Origin of the sequence: Microvirga sp. 17 mud 1-3, assembly GCF_003151255.1 — a bacterium.
GTDB lineage: Bacteria > Pseudomonadota > Alphaproteobacteria > Rhizobiales > Beijerinckiaceae > Microvirga.
This window is the reverse complement of the sequence record NZ_CP029481.1, coordinates 2,735,744-2,751,841: the sequence shown is the minus strand read 5'-3', so window position 1 is coordinate 2,751,841 and position 16,098 is coordinate 2,735,744. Positions and strand designations below refer to the sequence as shown.

Here is a 16,098-nt window from a genome sequence, read left to right as displayed (position 1 = left end):
GGCCGGCTGACGGCCCTCAATGCCTGGAGAAGATCGTGGCGTCCTCCCCGAGATGTCGAATGCCGGCTGGCGTCCCAAGCTCGTTCTGGCCTCGGCCTCACCCCGCCGCCTGGCCCTCCTGCAGCAGGCCGGGATCGAGCCTGATGCGCTCCTCCCGGCGGACGTGGACGAGACGCCCCGGAAATCCGAGAACCCGCGCGAGCTCGCCAAGCGTCTCGCCAGGGAAAAGGCGGAGGTGGCGCGCCGCACCGCCCGCAACCAGGACGACCTGCGGGAATCCTTTATTCTGGCAGCCGACACGGTGGTGGTGGCCGGCGGGCGGATCCTGCCCAAGGCCGAGGTGGTGGATGAGGCGGCAGCCTGCCTGCGGCTCCTCTCCGGCCGGGCGCACCGGGTCTATACGGCCATCTGCCTCGTGACGCCGAAGGACGGGGTGCGTCTGCGCATGGTGGAGACGCGGGTGCGCTTCAAGCGCCTCGCGCGGGACGAGTTCGAGCGTTATCTTGCGTCCGGCGAATGGCGCGGCAAGGCGGGCGGCTATGCCATCCAGGGATTGGCCGGAACCTTCGTGGTGAAGCTGGTCGGTTCCTATTCCAACGTGGTGGGGCTGCCCCTCTACGAGACCGTCGCGCTGCTCGACGGGGAGGGCTATCCCGTCCGCTTCAGCTGGCTCAATGCCGCCTGAACGGAGGACGTCGCCATGAATGCGGCCAACGAGAACAAGCCAAAGAAGTCAGCCAGTAAGGCTTCCGCTGCCAAGACCTCTGGCGGCAAATGCCCGATCTGCGGCAAGCCGACGAATCCGGACTTCCGGCCCTTCTGCTCCAAGCGCTGCGCCGACGTGGATCTGCAGCGCTGGTTTTCGGGTCGCTACGCGATTCCAGCAGTCGAGGACGATGAAGATCGGGACGAGAGTGACCGGGAATTCTGACCGACACCTTTACGGACGTATATCGCACCGTGCCGGAAAGCGTAGCCTTCGCAATCCCTTAAGGCTGCCGTGTGCCTGAGCGGAAGCTTGACCCAGTGCAGTGCGAAAAATTTTCCACGCGAAGGCGCCTCAGGGTGCTGGACATGCGTCGCGGCTCTGACTATACAACCGGCCTCCGACGAAAAACGGCCAAGCGCCGCGCCGGACGCCCAGGTAGCTCAGTTGGTAGAGCATGCGACTGAAAATCGCAGTGTCGGTGGTTCGATTCCGCCCCTGGGCACCATTTTTACTTTTCGGTCTTGATTTTCCTCGGCATCCTACGGGTTGGGGCCCATCGCGTTTCTCCGGCTTCTGAAAATGGGACTTCGAGAATCCACCCGTCGGCCGTTCAGTCCGCACTTTTTGCCACGCCGTGTTCGTGTAGCGCGAGACCTCCATTGAGGTCTGAGAGCCCGTCACCCTACAGATCGGTGGAGAGACAGTTCCAATCCCCGCGAACCCCGTGTTCCTCCGAAGCCGGGCCCGAAGCGTCGAGTCGCGCCTGGGGCGAGCTGAACGACATGCATTTCAGCAGCAGCTCGGTCACGACCGAGTTGCTGCTCCCGCAAATAGGCCGTGCCTCATTTGCACGCCCGAAACCGCGCCGCTTCGCTCTCGTAAGTTGTTCCGACCATCCGGCGTAGCATGGCGATGTCGTCAATCGATATGTAGATGCCGCCGGCTGCCGACCTGGCAAGATCGTCGATGCTTTGATCCGTGATCTGCTCGCCCTTGATCCAGCGCTCCGCCAGCGCCTTAGCACTGGGATAAACCGTGATGTTGGAGAGGGTGGTCGCCAAGTCTTCACCCTTGACGTCTCCGTAGCGCAGGAACGCCGTCAATCTTCCGCAGCGCTCCGACGAGGCCTTGAGCGCGGCGAGATCAGACTGGGCGTCTTCGGTGATCCGACGGAGTTCCGCCTCGGCGCCATCCGGTCCCCAGATCACGAGACGTGGATCCTGAGGTACGAACACGTAATCGCTACCATCCGTGACCATGTAGATAGATCGCGAAGGCGACCCGTAGATGGTATAGGATTGGCCGTCCTTCTCGACCGTGGCCCCCCAGAGGGCGTTGAAGTAGATTGTTGGGCGCCACCCTAGAAAACTGTTTCTTGGGAAGATGACTGTAGGGGAAGTGGTCTTGCCATCCTGAACAACACAGCCGCCCTGCCAGCCGCCACGCAGGGCAATATCCTGCGGGATGCCTGGCGCTCTGGGCAGAGGGATGTAGGCACATTGAGCGCCATCCGCGCCGCGCTCTTGGGCGTGCCCGGCGTGGATGCGTTGCCCATGATCGGCGGCCACCATCGTGTCACGCCCAGGCGTCAACCAAACCAGTCGCCGGCCTTCCGTGTCCGTCACCAGCATGCGGTTACCGAGGATTTCGCCGCCATAGGGCCGCAGCCATAAGTGAGGGGAATTACGCCCGAAGGTCTCGATGAGGTTCAAGTCGCGGTCGATGAATATCACGGCACCGCGGTTGGCGTCGATTACCGCGAGATCCCCCGGGAATGTGCTGTCCCTCACGGAGAAGATCGCAGTCGGATAAATGAACCCTTTTTGGCCGTAGGTGGTGTTCTGGGCTAGGAGATCGCCCGTACGTGGATCGAGCTTGACAAGTCCCTCGGGCGAGAGTGACGCGCCGTAAACATTTCCATAGGCAAGGGCGACACCGTGGGCCACAGACAGCTTCCGTCGCCAGCGTAGTGTGCCATCGTGGTTGAAATACAAGATTGCTTCGCCGTCGTAATCCGCGACCGCGATCCCATCAGCATCGACCGCGACGTTCTCCGGGCTCGTCATGTCTGGGTGCTTGATCACTTGCTCGACCCAGTATTCGTCGCCTTGCACCGTGCCCTTTAGGATGTTGTGGCCACTGTAGTTCGCCACATAAACTCTGCCGCCGAAAACGTACACGCCTGTCGGATTCCAGTGAGCCGAGACGCCCTCAGGGAAAACCGGGCGGAGTGGCTGCCGGTCGCCTAAGTCGGGGTTGTAGCGGTCGAGGTGCTCGTACCGCGCAACGAGGATCCTGCCATCGGGCAACGGAGCGACAGAGACAGGAGCACCTTCATATGCAAGGGCTGGGGCTGCTAGGAGAGCGAGAAGGAAAGCAAGGACAAAGCGCATCGGAATCTTATTGCTACAGTGCAGGGATGGATTGTACTGCAGTGACCTTAGGCGCCCGACCACATGACAACAAGCAAGGACGAGCTGACGGGGAGGTCATCGAACTGGGATATCTGTCATCAGGCCATCAGCAAGGTCTTTGAAGATGCGGTTACCGGTGATCTCCCATAGCGCGTTTGCCTGGTTATATGCTCGCAATGGGCCGTAGTCCGGGGTTTCGTCGTACCGTGAATAGACAGGGATCTTGCCCGGTCGTCTCGACTCCGGTAGGTAACGCGCCGCTGTCGCAAGGCCAGCTCGAAGATAGGGCTCCAGCGACTTGTCCCCCGTGAGCTGCTGATAGCGATATAAGGCAAGCGTTGTGTAGACGTGCCCGTTATACACCGATATTGGCCGACCATTCGCAGGTGGCGTTTCTTCAAACCAAAGGTAATTCGCTTGGTCTAATCTAACGATGTCCTCGTCTTGCCAGGCTGTTGTGAGAGGTGCCAAGTAACGCCGAGAAAGGTTTAGATATTTATCATCCTTTGTGGCATCGTAGATCTCAAGTAGGCCAACAGAAACAAGAGCATTCCCGAGCGCGCTTTTCCACCCCGCTTTGAAAATGTCCCCGACCTGTTGGTAGTCAAAATTATAAAAAATCTCATCCTGGGCATTTGTATATTTAGCAAGTTGGGTCAAGAGATACGTAATCTGTTGAATCCAATCTCCATTGCCCTCACGAATCTGCTGAGCAACGGCTGAGCAATTGCTGGCAAATGTGTATGGATTGAATTCCTGCTTGAACTGCTCAACGTACTGCTTCGGCCATGGGACAGGAAGTTTGCTTGGGTCGTACTTAAGTCCCTTAGGGTGACGAAGGGACGCGACTTTCAACACGTCTATGTCAAAGCGAAGTGGAGTCTCTAGAATTTTTATTTGCTGACCGTGCAAATCAATCCAGGATAGACCCGTCACAGGCGTCACAGTCGCATCGCGTCGAGTGATCTCGCTGCTAATAACGTCGAGCCGCCGATTGATCTCACCCTTAATATTATTGATATAATGCTCAGCTTTCTCAAGGCCAGTCTGCCTTTGAGTGTACGTCTCGCGGATTCTCTGAAGGTCGTTCAAAATTCCTTGAAGGTCATCAGCAGACGAGAGCTTGATCTTGGCTTCATCAGTGCTCGTCCGGATGGTAGCCAGTTGGTCTCGCACCTGGAGCATGATCGCTGCGCTCTCAGCTAGCATTCGCTTTAGCTTGCGGTCGGCTCTGTGTTCAAAAAGGGCAGTCGCTCCAATCGCGATGACCACAACAGTCGTCGCTGCCCAGATATGTTTGTTGCGCAATTTGCTAGCCCTGCAAGTGAAGCCGGTGGATCATAGATCCTGCTTTTCGAAAACAGACCATCTAATAGACCAGAATTGGTTGAGCAACCCAGCTAACTTTCGGTCGCTGGCGTAAACACCACGATAACATTCTTTTGTTGCGCTTTAGAGGCAGTTCGGAGTATGCCCGCTGATCTCCCAGTAAGCATAGGATGCCTCGCAGTGGCTCGGATCTGGTGGCCCTCAATAACGAAAAGCTATCTTCCGGGGTTCTTAATCTTCTGGATTGCGATAACTGTCTTATTCTTGGAAACTAGCGGAAATCGTATTCGAATTGCCGATGAGATTCTGCAAAAAACAGGGACGTGGGACTTCATTGACCTCACGCCCTATTCAGAAAGCCGTGCTTCCTTTACTAGGGACCCGAAGGCTGAAATATCCTATCATTTTGCCTCTGCACAGCCTGTCCGGCTTATTACTCTTGGACTAGGAAATTATGCTGCTGGCACCAACCGAATCGAGATTCTTCTTGATGATCAGCCGCCGCTAACTGTTGTCCAGCCGCCGGCTAAAGTGGTCGGTCCGGAGAGCATTCAGGTGCCATTGCCTAGCGAGACAACGGTCTCGCTCCTTCGCATCCGGCCTATTGAGATCGGCCAATATAGCTTCATCGTCGATCACATCGACCTAAAAGGAGCTGGGTTTCCATTCAAGAGGGTGGCTTTGGTACTCGCCTTGGTGAGTGCAGTCGTCAGTGTATTTGCAATCGCTGGGCGGTTTGTCAGGGCGATGACGCCTAGTTCCGGTCAAGCGCTGCTGTTTATTGACGTCACCAGGGGCATCGCAGTGCTCCTTGTTGTCCTCCACCATATGGCAGGGTATTCGCAGCTTCCGGCATTTGCCCATGTTCCTTTATTCAAAAGGCTGGTGGCAAATGGGCATTTAGGTGTCGAAATATTCTATTTTATAAGTGCCTATACCTTGACCTTGAGTCTCTTGGCCGGCTCAAGCAAAGCGAATCCAGTCACGGAGTTTTGGCTTCGGCGCCTGACTCGGATCATGCCCGTGTTTGTGACTGTTGTTGTGCTGGTGCTTGCGGCGAGGCCACTGTTATATCCAACCCTCGCTGCCGATCTACCTCCAGGCACGTGGTGGCGTTATGCGTCCCTGACCTATATCTTCGATCAAGCGATCCTCAACGGTGTTGTCCAACACAGCGTGTGGTGGTCAATCTCGACAGAATTCCAGTTCTACGCGCTGATGCCTGTCTTTTTCTTCGGAGCCGTTCTCTCGGTCCGACGGTTGAGGGACGCCCCCGGCTATCTTCGGTTTATCGGAGCCGCGACCATTGCTGCCCTTGGAATAGCGGTATCTCGCCTAACACTGGACCAGTTAGCAGAGGTCGGCTGGTCCCAATACCTCGTGTTTAAGCATTTCGATGTGTTTATGGCTGGCATGGCCTTGGCTGTCTTGCCGATGAGAAATCTGTCCAGCCTGGCGATCCGACCTTATCCTTGGGCCGTCAAGCTTTGTGCCGGATATGGTTGGATGGCTATCATGGTCTTGGCCGTAGCGTATTATGGTATCTATCCTGTAACGGAGGCTGTTTCTGTCTCTGGGATCCAACGTCTCGTATTTATCGCCCTGCTCGGGTTATCGATCGCGACGGCTCGATGGCTGGAGCAAATCGGGTTTGGAGGGGAAGCGGGGCGGCTTCTGCGAACTGCAGGTATCCTGTCGTTCATTATCTACCTTCTGCACGTTCCGGCAATGCAGCTATCCCAGCGTTATCTCAGCAGCGGCCTCTTTGCTTCCTCTGAGCAGGTCTACGGTTACTTTTTATTGACTAGCTTGCTCATTTGCGTCCCGCTCGCCGTCCTGCTCCACCGTTTCATAGAAGTGCCGGGTTTGGCTCTTTCGCGGCGCTTTAAGGATAGCGCCGTCGTTCTGGGCGGCGTCCAGCTCTACTTGATCGTAATTGCCTTCCTGTTCTTTATGAGCGCTGCTGATAGGGCAAATCCTTAACCGGGGAGGCATTCGCCCTGCCAGCCGTGGGGGTAACAGCTATGAGGAGTTTCAACTGGTTATTTCCAACTTAAATTCGTAATGACAGTGGTTTGATCCCGCTCTTGGGCACCATCTCCTTTTGCATAATGAATTAACAGCTCGGCGAGCCGAGTAAAATGCGATATAGGTTCGTGTTAGGGGGCGTCTGAGCAGGTCTCGGATTCTCGCCGCCTCCCATTAGAAGCTCGGCCATGCGCGATGGTTGAACGATTGCCCGATTTGAATGATTGAATACCCAACCCGAATGCGCAGCCGGGTCGCTTCATCTCGCCCTGTCACTTCCTAAAGCATCGGACCCAAAAGTGGATTTGCACTTTTGGGTCCGATGCTTTCTCCTTGGGTAAGAGCATCGTTGACGCGGAAAACCGGGTCCACTTTTCCGCACGATGCTCTAGCTCAACGGAGCCACGATGGGGTAGAGCATGACACTTCCGAAGTACAGGCCACCATTGGTGCAAAACCTTCCGCTACAAGGGACATCTTGAACCTTGGGAGGTGTCGATGAGTACTTTGCATAAGGCCATCATTACGGCTGCAGGCATGAGTTTATTCGGGTTCCTGTCAGCGACAGCTGCCCCGGGTGGCATTCCGGGCCCGCCTTCGTGGGGAGGAGGCCCTGGCGGCAATCCCGGCGCTCCGGGCCAGAACAAAGGCGCTCCGGGCCCGTTGGCAGGGGCTGGCCTGCCATTCCTGATTCTCGCCGGTGGTTATGTCCTCGTCCGCCACTATCGCGGCCGCAGGCGGGTGCAGTCCCGTGCCGTGACGACAGAAGAGTAAAACTAGTCCGTCGCCCTGTTTTGGGCGCTAAAATGCTTATTAAGTTACTGGCCGAGACCAGACTGATCTCCCATATCCTAAGGCGGAAAAGAAGCCGCCTTAGGTTCTTGTTGTAAAATGAATTTCCAACAGGTTATGCCTGCGCTGTTGTTCTTTTTCATGAACTTTTGATGAGAAATTCCAGTGAGTGAGAGGGCTATTCTACGGCTGTTATCTTTCGCGTGCCTGAAGGGAAAAAGCCATCATTATTGTAGTTAGAGATCCAATCAGTAGGTAAATACCGGTCGAATTTGAACATTAACCCGGCCGCGAGTTGCGCGACGAAGGATGTGCGAATGTTGTTTAGCGGAGCACTATAGATGCGAGAGCCGAGGCGCATACCCTCATGGGGAAACGTATAGACATTAACTTCTGATGCCCCATCGACGACCTGCTCCCAAGCAGCTTGGTATGCGACGCCAATATTCGCATCGAGCGTCCACCATTCGTCGTCAATGAACACTTCATTCAAGGCGTGCGTTTCCAGCAAAACAACACGGTTTTGAATTCCAGCGATCTCAAGCGCCATGCTAAGAACAGTTGCGTAGTCCTCACAGCATCCGATTTCTGCGCTAAGGTACTCAGCGAATTTTATCGAACTCTTGGGTTCGGGAAGATTTTCGTTGTTACGGACACAGCCCGTGACCGACAAATTGTCGAAGTTGCCATAATGCCAGAGGCCGGAGACAATCTGCATTGCACTAAGAGCGAAAATACCATCGTCCGACTGCACGATTGTCCGGAGATCTCCAGAGCGTGACATGTGGCTACGTACGAATGCAGCAAAATCGCTAGGGGAATGTACGCTTGCACGCCAGTCTAGGCGGCTTGCAATCTCGCTCAAGTCGGATGGGATAGATGCCCTTTTGAATCTATTGAGCGGCTGAGCCAATAGCGTAACTGCCTTTACGCTGGAAAAGACCTGTGTTTGCCCGATCCACTTGTTTAGAGACAGGGTGTCCGAACCGGTTTGTCTGACCTGAATATTAATTGATAGCACTCCCTCCCTGTCCGGCGTCACTTCGAGATTTGGAGATTCATGCCAAGGAGCATCGAAATTCCACGACGGATCCGTCTCGTGCCGAACGAGGGCGCGGTACTCGTAGTCGCCAACAAATCCATCAATGCTGATAGAGATAGGCTTCCCTACATAGCTGACCCCAGCCAAGCTTGATGGAGTAACGGTTGGGCCGCCCTGGGCAGAAGCTTTGCCTAGTGAGATAAGGCTGGGCATAAGTATTAAGAGGAACGTACCTAAAAATCTGAGTATATGCAACGTTTCAGGCCTCGCGGTCCGAAGCTAGTTACTAGCCTAGAACCATTCATGATTTCAACTAAACACGAAATAACTGGGCTGAAAAGGCATGTGTTTCGCGGGCGGGATAATACCCGATGCCCTCAGCGGGTTCAAACGTTTCGGCGATATAACTTTATAAAGTGAGCAGTTGCATAACCTGAATTTTTCATGCAACAAAATCACATTTCATGTCAGTCTATCGTTGCTTCTCCTTATCCTATTAGATCAAGAAAATCACCACGAACAGGGAGCCGAGGTCGGCGGCCGCCTCCAAGCATCATCTCAAGTACAAGCCGAGATTGATGCCAATCACCGTCCTAGCATTAACCGCTTGTTCACGGGCCGGAGTGTCTTTGCCCCGCGGGGGCTAAGAACAAGGAATTGCTATGACGTTCGAGAAACTCGGTCTTGCTGCGGTCGCCCTGGCGGCGTTCATCGGTTTGAGCGGAAATGCCGCGTATGCGGCGCCCTTCGCCAAGGGAAGCGCATTCTCCGATGGAAGTGGCATCGTGCAGGCACAGTACCATGATCGTGGGCGCCGCTTCGGTCCTCCGCGCCGGATCTGCCGCTGGGAGACGGTCGAGCGCCGCGTGCGGGGCAGAATCATCAAGGAGCGCGTCCAGCGCTGCCGGGTCGTGCGTCGCTGAGCGACCAGGGAAGGGGCTCTTCGGAGCCCCTTCGTCCATGAGGCAGAGATCTCCCTTCGCAAAAAAGCGAGCCGTCTCGTCTGCATCAATAAAGACCGGGCATCGGAATGGGCTTGAAGCCGGTCAACACGCCCATCTGATCGTATTCCAATCTATAGACGCCTAGGCAAGGAAGTTCTTTCGCCCGGTTTCGATTAGGAGGGGCTACTGCGGACTTCGCCCCGGGTGTCCCAGCAACAATTGCCTTGAACAGGCCCGTGACCGCGTTGAGGTTCTCTGCCGTCTTGGAATCGAGGTTTGCGTTCAGGCTGTCCAAACGCCATCCCTCATAGAGCGTTGGCGTGACATTGGCGGTGCCCATCCCGGGCGTGAACGTGATGGCGTATTCCTCGGACTTGTCGGGCAGGGTCAGCGTCTTGAACTCGCAGGTCTGGGTCTCGTCCTTCGCCACCGATTTCTGAAGCGCCACATAAATTGCCGGCCGCCAATAGCGGATGCCGGGCTGATTGGGGTCGGTCACGCGGCTGACATTCACGCCCGCACATCCGGTAAGCAGCAACGGTACCAGTAGGAGCCAGCGGCCCCAATTCGAACGGAGGTGCATGGGTCCGTCTCCAGCGCCAAGCTTCCGGGCCATTGAATGCACGCGGCATCAACGCCGCGAAGAGCCCGAACGAGCACTCATCCGAAAGAGCAGGGGACCGGAAGCGTCGGCGCTCAGCGCGCCTGCAGAATGTCCTGCGGCGCGCCCTGGCCATCCTCGAAAATACCGGCCGTAAGCGCGCCGCCGAAGACTGCGGCAGTGTCGAGATTGGTGCGGTGGCGCAGGCATTCGGGCGTTGCGTCCCGCACGGGCGTATGACCGTGCACCACATGCTTGCCGAAGTCGTACTCGTTGTAGAGGAATGGTTCGCGGATCCAGATCTTGTCCATCTCGCTCTGCGCGCTTAAGGGCCGACCCGGCATGACGCCCGCATGGACGAAATAGCGCCACTCATCCTCGTAGGACGTGGGCAGGGTGGCCATCCACGCCACCACGTCGGCCGGAATGTCGCCCGGAGCTGCGGCGTCGTAGGACGCGAGCGTGGCGAGGCCGCCGTTCGCCAGCCACTGCATTGCCGCCGACTTGGGATGCCTGACGGCTGCGAGCAGCATCGCCTCGTGATTGCCCATGAGCGCCACGACCCGCCCGGGCGCATCAGCCTGAAGCCTTCGCACATCTGCGACCACGGCGGCGCTGTCGGGCCCCCGGTCGATATAGTCGCCCAGGAACACCAGGCGATGCGGGCGCCCTGACGCATGGCCGTAGATCTCCTCCAGCAATCGCCGGAGAAGATCGTGGCGCCCATGGATGTCGCCGATAGCGTAGGTCAGCATGGCCCTCATATGGGCGGGCCCTGCTGCACCCGGAAGAGCCCTTGCCCGGAAGGGCAGGGGCGTCAGAAGCTCTCAGTCACGGCCTCGTTCGCGGAGATGCGCATCCCGTCGCTCGGCTCGCTCGGAAGGCCCCGGTTCAGCACCACGACCGGCGCGCCGACCGGGACACGGCTGAACAGGTCGATGATGTCCTGGTTGAACAGACGGATGCAGCCGCTCGAGACCGACTGGCCGATGGACCATGGCTCCGATGTGCCGTGGATCCGGTAGAGGGTGTCCTGCCCGTTCTTGTAGAGATAGAGCGCTCGTGCGCCGAGGGGGTTGCCGAGGCCGGGAGGCATGCCGCCGGCCCAGGGACCGTTGCGCTCCGGCTCGCGCTTGATCATGGCAGGGGTCGGGGTCCAGCGCGGCCATTGGGCCTTGCGCCCCACCTGGGCACGACCGCTCCAGGCCCGTCCCTCGGATCCGACGCCGACGCCGTAGCGTAGCGCCCGCCCGTTCTCCCGCACGAGGTAGAGATAGCGGTTGTCCGTGTCGATGACGATCGTGCCGGGCTGTTCGGGACCGTTATAGGCCACCTCGCGGCGGAGATAGCGCGGATCGACCTCGGAGATGTCCGTGGCCGGAAGCGGGAACGTCTCGTCAGGCTTCGGACCATACATGGCCGCATAAGTCGGATCGACGACGCGGGCGGCCGGCTGAGGCGGCTGGGTGGAGACGCATCCGGCCATGGCCAGGGGCACCAGGATCGCGCCGATGCGACGGAGAAGGGGCCGCAGGGAAGGGCTCTGGATCAGATCGGCAACAAACATCAGTGGGAGACTCGTGGTTTCTTGGTTTTGAGGGAATCCGTTTGAGTGCGCAGATAGGGCGCAAAGACTGGAGAAAAGGTTCAAAGCCGCGGCGTGGCTGCAAAGTGGATCCCTCATGGCGAAAACAAGGCAGGCCGGACCTGTGCCCCTTGGGCCACACCGGCTGGCAACGCCAGAGGCAAATCATGGCTGGAAACAACGGCTTGGCCGTGAGCAGGGCTCCGTCAGGAACCCTGTCCTGCCTTCGAGCCAGTCCGGTGAGGCGTACGAGCGAGGCCGAAGACGGTCTCGCGCTTCGCGCAATCGTGAACGACCTCCGCGCCCGCAAGCTCCTCGAGGATGGGACAATCGGGCCGCGCGTCCCCGTGGCAGGTGTGCGCCAGATGCTTCAGAGTCTCGGTCATGGAGCGAAGCTCCGCGATCTTGCGCTCCAGGGCCTGGATGTGCTCCAGCGCGATGGCCTTCACGTCGGTGCTTGCGCGGCTGCGGTCCTGCCAGAGCGACACCAGCTCGCCGATCTGCTCCACCGAGAATCCTAAGTCCCGTGCCCGGCGGATGAAGCGCAGTGTGTGGATGTCCGCGTCCGAATAGACCCGGTAGCCCGCTTCCGTCCGTACGGTCTTCGGGATCAGCCCGATGGATTCGTAGTAGCGGATCATCTTCGCGGAAACGCCGGAGCGCTCCGCCGCCTGTCCGATATTCATGCGGCTTCTCCTACCATGCGGCCGATTTCGGCCGAGCCCACGCTGCCCGGCAGGGGAGGCCGGAAGCTGCGTAGGCGCAGCGCGTTGCCGACGACGAACACGCTCGACAGGGCCATCGCGCCTGCCGCGATCATCGGCGAGAGCAGCACGCCATCCACGGGATAGAGGACACCCGCCGCGACCGGGATCAGGATGGCGTTGTACGCAAAGGCCCAGAAGAGGTTCTGCTTGATGTTGCGGATGGTCGCCCGCGACAGCGCGATGGCGTTGACGACGCCGCGCAGGTCGCCGGACATGAGCACCACGTCGGCGCTCTCGATGGCGATGTCCGTACCGGTGCCGATGGCGAGGCCGATATCCGCCTCCGCAAGGGCCGGCGCATCGTTGATGCCGTCGCCCACGAAGGCGATGCGCCCATGTTGTGTGCGCAGGCGGCGGACCGCCTCCACCTTCGCGTCGGGGAGCACCTCCGCCACGACCTCGTCGATCCCGACCTGTCGGGCAATGGCCTGTGCCGTGCGGCGGTTGTCGCCCGTCACCATGGCGACCTTCAGGCCGAGCCCGTGCAGGGCCGCGATGGCCTCCCGGGTGGAGGCTTTCAGCGGATCCGCCACAGCGATCACGGCGGCGAGCCGGCCATCGATGGCTGCGTAGAGGGGGCTCTTGCCTTCCTGGCCGAGCCGCTCCGTGACCTGCGCGAAGGCCGCGACCTTCAGGCCGAGCCTGTCCATGAACCGGTCGGCTCCGATCTCGACCCGCCGTCCCTCGACAAGGGCTGAGACGCCGAAGCCCGGAACGGCCTCGAATCGCTCGGGCTCCGCCAGGGTTAGGCCACGGCCCTGCGCCGCCGCCACGATGGCCTCGGCGATAGGGTGCTCGGATCGGCTCTCCACGGACGCAACGAAGCGCAGAACGTCCGCTTCCTCAAAGCCTGTCTCTACGGAGAAATCGGTCAGGGTCGGCTTGCCCAGGGTCAGGGTGCCGGTCTTGTCGAGAGCCACGATCCCCACATCCTTCAGGTTCTGGAGCGCCTCGCCCTGGCGGAAGAGGACGCCGAGTTCGGCGGCCCGGCCTGTTCCGACCATGATCGAGGTCGGCGTGGCGAGGCCCATAGCGCAGGGGCACGCAATGATGAGCACCGCGACCGCATTCACGAGCGCAAAGGACAGGGCCGGATCCGGCCCGAACCACAGCCATGCCGCGAAGGTCAGCACGGCCGCCCCCATGACGGCCGGTACGAACCAGGCCGTAACCCGGTCCACCATGGCCTGGATCGGAAGCTTCGAGCCCTGCGCCTCCTCGACCATGCGGATGATCTGGGCCAGAACGGTCTCGGCACCGACCTTCGTGGCCGTGAAGGTGAAGCTCCCGGTCTTGTTAACGGTGCCGCCGACGACGGCGGCGCCTTCGGCCTTCTGGACCGGCACCGGCTCGCCGGTGATCATGGATTCGTCCACGAAGGACGAGCCCTCGATCACCTCGCCGTCGACAGGGATCCGCTCGCCCGGCCGCACCTGGACCACGTCTCCGGTGCGGACCTCGTCGAGGGGAAGCTCTTGGAACGCGCCATCCCGGCGGACCCGGGCGGTCTTGGCCTGCAGGCCCATCAGCCGCTTGATCGCTTCCGAGGTCCGCCCCTTGGCCCGCGCTTCGAGGAAGCGCCCGAGCAGGATCAGCGTCACGATGACGGCGGCGGCCTCGTAGTAGACGTTCCGGGTGCCGGCCGGCAGGAGGTCGGGCAGGAAGGTCGCGACGAGCGAGTAGCCATAGGCTGCGCTGGTGCCGAGCACGACGAGGGAATCCATGTCGGGCGCGAGGCGCAGCAGGGCCGGAACGCCCTTCCGGAAGAAGCGCAGGCCCGGCCCGAACAGCACGAGGGTCGTCAGAACGAACTGGAGATACCAGCTCTCCCTATGGCCGATGGTCGCCATAACCCAGTCATGGACGGCCGGGATGAAATGCGAGCCCATCTCGATGAGGAAGACCGGAAGGGTCAGCACGGCCGCGAAGGCGAGGGAACGGCGAAGGGCGGTGTTCTCGGCCTCACGGGCCGCGGCTTCCCGGTCGGTCTCGGCGCCCGCAGGAGCGGCCGGGCGGGCCGTATAGCCGGTCTTCTCCACGGCCGCGACGAGGCGGGCCGTCATGTCGCTCCCGCCCAGATACCGCACCGAGGCCCGGCTGGTCGCGAGGTTGACGTTGGCCTCGATGACGCCCGGAACCCGCGCGAGCGCCTTCTCCACACGCCCGACGCAGGACGCGCAGGTCATGCCCTCCACGGCCAAGTCGATCTTTTCGGCCCTGGGCTCGTAACCGGCCTTGCGGATCGCCTCGGCCACGGCCTCAGGCGCCGCGCGTGACGGGTCGAATGATACCCGGGCCCGTTCCGTAGCCAGGTTGACACTCGCCGAAGTGACACCGTTCACGCCTTTGATGGCCTTCTCGACACGGCCGACGCAGGACGCGCAGGACATCCCCTCGATGGGAATGTCGAGGGTGAGGTCCGCAGTGGGTCGGGTATCGGCCATGATGAATCTCCTGATTCCATATCCTGGCCCGATCTTATGATCCTTCCCATCATGGGAAGGTCAAGGCCCGCATGGACGCACTGGAAAGGAAGGAGAACCGGGAGTGGATGGAGAGGTTCAGGGACTAGGGGCGGCGGAGGCTGCGCGGCCGGCCGCAGACCCTCAGCCTTCAGTGGACCTGAATGGTGAATGTCGCGACGACGATCAGCACCCCGATGCCGAACGATAATCCGGCCCAGTCGAGGACACGTGCCAGAAGATCTTCGCCCGGGCGTTTGTCAGAACGAGAGGACATGCGATTCAAGCTTGGCATCCACGAAGCTTCATGCTCCGAGTCAGTTACTGTTAAGATAAAGACGCACGGACTGGAACAGACATTTCGTATTAATTAGCATCTTCACGTAATGACATTACGTAAGGCTGGTGGCGAAAGGAATGCGACCTTCGGTCCTAGCCTATGGTTGGGGGCGAATCCTGGCGCGAGCCTTGCCATATTGCGGGTAGCTGGAACCTCGGCCTGTGCCCGGCCATTGAACCACCATGTTCCACCACTAGCGGAATTCAGGACTTTTGGATGCGGACCTTGCGCACCGCCTATCCCCAGATGATCGAGACTGAGCTTTGAAGCACGTGGAAAAGCCGGGGCGGAACGTCCGTATTCTCACCTACAATGTTCATCGCTGGCTCGGGACGGACCGGCAGATTTCGCCTGGCCGGATCGCCGAGGTCATCGCCTCCTGCGAGGCCGATGTCGTGGCCCTCCAGGAAGTCCGGGCCGGACGGCTCCATAAGGGACATCCGGACCAGGCCGAGATGGTGGCGAAGCAGCTCGGCATGGACCTGCATTTCCAGCCGACGATCCGCATGCTCGGGGATCAGTACGGCATCGCCATCCTGACCCGGCATTCCTCCAGCATCATCAAGTCCGGGCGCCTGCCGTGCCTGTCCTCAGGGTCGTCCTTCGAAAAACGCAGCGCGCTCTGGGTCTCGGTGGACGTGGAGGGACACCCCCTCAACGTGATCAACGCCCATCTTTCCCTTCGCTCCCGGGAAAGACGCGCTCAGGCAGCCGCGCTCCTGGGAGAGGAATGGACCGGGCATCCCGAGTGCGCCGACCCCGCCGTGCTGCTCGGGGATTTCAATGCGCCGCCCTATTCCCGGTCCTACCGCCTCCTCGCCAGCCGCCTGAGGGATGCGCAGCTGTCGAATCCCGCCGGCGAACCCCAGCCGACTTTCCACACGCGGGCGCCCGTGCTGCGGCTGGACCATGTCTTCGTCACGAAATCGGTGGATATCATCGGAGCGGCACCCGTGCGCAATGAGCTCACCCGGGTGGCTTCGGATCACTTTCCGCTGCTGGCGGAATTGCGCGTTCAACCCGGCCCTGCGAGCGCCGAGAGCGATTATGCTCAAGCTACCTCAAAGGAACTGACCTGAATCTTT

General features: G+C 59.7%; 14 protein-coding genes and 1 tRNA gene. 6 read left to right on the top strand and 9 right to left on the bottom strand.

All coding sequences use genetic code 11. From position 1 onward, the window contains the following. The first annotated feature begins 52 nt into the window (after positions 1-52). The 3 genes from C4E04_RS13185 to C4E04_RS13175 all read left to right on the top strand — a co-directional run bounded on the left by C4E04_RS13185 (position 53) and on the right by C4E04_RS13175 (position 1,214). Positions 53-685, top strand: a complete 633-nt coding sequence (locus C4E04_RS13185) for a Maf-like protein (protein WP_109597969.1) — start codon at positions 53-55, stop codon at positions 683-685. 15 nt (positions 686-700) lie between these two features. After that, complete coding sequence (locus C4E04_RS13180; protein WP_109597968.1) at positions 701-931, top strand: DNA gyrase inhibitor YacG; 231 nt, start codon at positions 701-703, stop codon at positions 929-931. A 207-nt stretch (positions 932-1,138) separates the two neighbouring features. Further along, positions 1,139-1,214, top strand: a tRNA-Phe gene (locus tag C4E04_RS13175). Positions 1,215-1,551: 337 nt separating this feature from the next. Here the strand turns inward: C4E04_RS13175 and C4E04_RS13170 are convergent. Both C4E04_RS13170 and C4E04_RS13165 read right to left on the bottom strand, forming a co-directional pair. After that, positions 1,552-2,889, bottom strand: coding sequence for a hypothetical protein (locus tag C4E04_RS13170; RefSeq protein ID WP_162559390.1), 1,338 nt, complete (start codon positions 2,887-2,889; stop codon positions 1,552-1,554). Between the two features lie 309 nt (positions 2,890-3,198). After that, positions 3,199-4,431, bottom strand: a complete 1,233-nt coding sequence (locus C4E04_RS13165) for a D-glucuronyl C5-epimerase family protein (protein ID WP_162559389.1) — start codon at positions 4,429-4,431, stop codon at positions 3,199-3,201. A gap of 201 nt (positions 4,432-4,632) precedes the next feature. Here C4E04_RS13165 and C4E04_RS13160 point away from each other — a divergent pair, with 201 nt between their 5' ends. Beyond that, entirely contained in the window at positions 4,633-6,435 is a 1,803-nt protein-coding gene (locus C4E04_RS13160; RefSeq protein WP_162559388.1) for an acyltransferase, read from the top strand. 1,015 nt (positions 6,436-7,450) lie between these two features. Here C4E04_RS13160 and C4E04_RS13150 read toward each other — a convergent pair. Beyond that, positions 7,451-8,527 carry a transglutaminase-like domain-containing protein gene (locus tag C4E04_RS13150; RefSeq protein ID WP_109597962.1) on the bottom strand — a complete coding sequence of 359 codons (1,077 nt, stop codon included), beginning with the start codon at positions 8,525-8,527 and terminating at the stop codon, positions 7,451-7,453. Between the two features lie 449 nt (positions 8,528-8,976). Here C4E04_RS13150 and C4E04_RS13145 point away from each other — a divergent pair, with 449 nt between their 5' ends. After that, positions 8,977-9,237 carry a hypothetical protein gene (locus tag C4E04_RS13145; RefSeq protein WP_109597961.1) on the top strand — a complete coding sequence of 87 codons (261 nt, stop codon included), beginning with the start codon at positions 8,977-8,979 and terminating at the stop codon, positions 9,235-9,237. An 85-nt stretch (positions 9,238-9,322) separates the two neighbouring features. Here C4E04_RS13145 and C4E04_RS13140 read toward each other — a convergent pair whose 3' ends face one another. The 6 genes from C4E04_RS13140 to C4E04_RS21580 all read right to left on the bottom strand — a co-directional run bounded on the left by C4E04_RS13140 (position 9,323) and on the right by C4E04_RS21580 (position 14,950). After that, positions 9,323-9,772 (bottom strand): hypothetical protein, encoded by a 450-nt coding sequence (locus tag C4E04_RS13140; protein ID WP_109597960.1) that lies wholly within the window; start codon positions 9,770-9,772, stop codon positions 9,323-9,325. A gap of 182 nt (positions 9,773-9,954) precedes the next feature. Then, positions 9,955-10,614, bottom strand: a complete 660-nt coding sequence (locus C4E04_RS13135; RefSeq protein WP_371681995.1) for a metallophosphoesterase family protein — start codon at positions 10,612-10,614, stop codon at positions 9,955-9,957. Between the two features lie 62 nt (positions 10,615-10,676). Beyond that, positions 10,677-11,426: a L,D-transpeptidase gene (locus C4E04_RS13130; RefSeq protein WP_109597957.1), complete on the bottom strand. Its 750-nt coding sequence runs from the start codon at positions 11,424-11,426 to the stop codon at positions 10,677-10,679. 224 nt (positions 11,427-11,650) lie between these two features. After that, the gene (gene cueR, locus C4E04_RS13125) at positions 11,651-12,130 is read right to left on the bottom strand and encodes a Cu(I)-responsive transcriptional regulator (RefSeq protein ID WP_109597956.1); all 480 of its coding nucleotides are present in this window, start codon (positions 12,128-12,130) and stop codon (positions 11,651-11,653) included. Continuing rightward, positions 12,127-14,655 carry a heavy metal translocating P-type ATPase gene (locus tag C4E04_RS13120; RefSeq protein ID WP_109597955.1) on the bottom strand — a complete coding sequence of 843 codons (2,529 nt, stop codon included), beginning with the start codon at positions 14,653-14,655 and terminating at the stop codon, positions 12,127-12,129. The genes cueR and C4E04_RS13120 overlap by 4 nt, the downstream gene beginning before the upstream one ends. 169 nt (positions 14,656-14,824) lie before the next feature. Then, complete coding sequence (locus C4E04_RS21580; protein ID WP_256385737.1) at positions 14,825-14,950, bottom strand: hypothetical protein; 126 nt, start codon at positions 14,948-14,950, stop codon at positions 14,825-14,827. 335 nt (positions 14,951-15,285) lie between these two features. On the opposite strand from C4E04_RS21580, the gene C4E04_RS13115 reads away from it, so the two are divergent. Then, a complete protein-coding gene (locus C4E04_RS13115) occupies positions 15,286-16,092 on the top strand; it encodes an endonuclease/exonuclease/phosphatase family protein (protein ID WP_245416325.1) in 807 nt (268 codons plus the stop codon). The last annotated feature ends 6 nt before the right edge of the window (positions 16,093-16,098 follow it).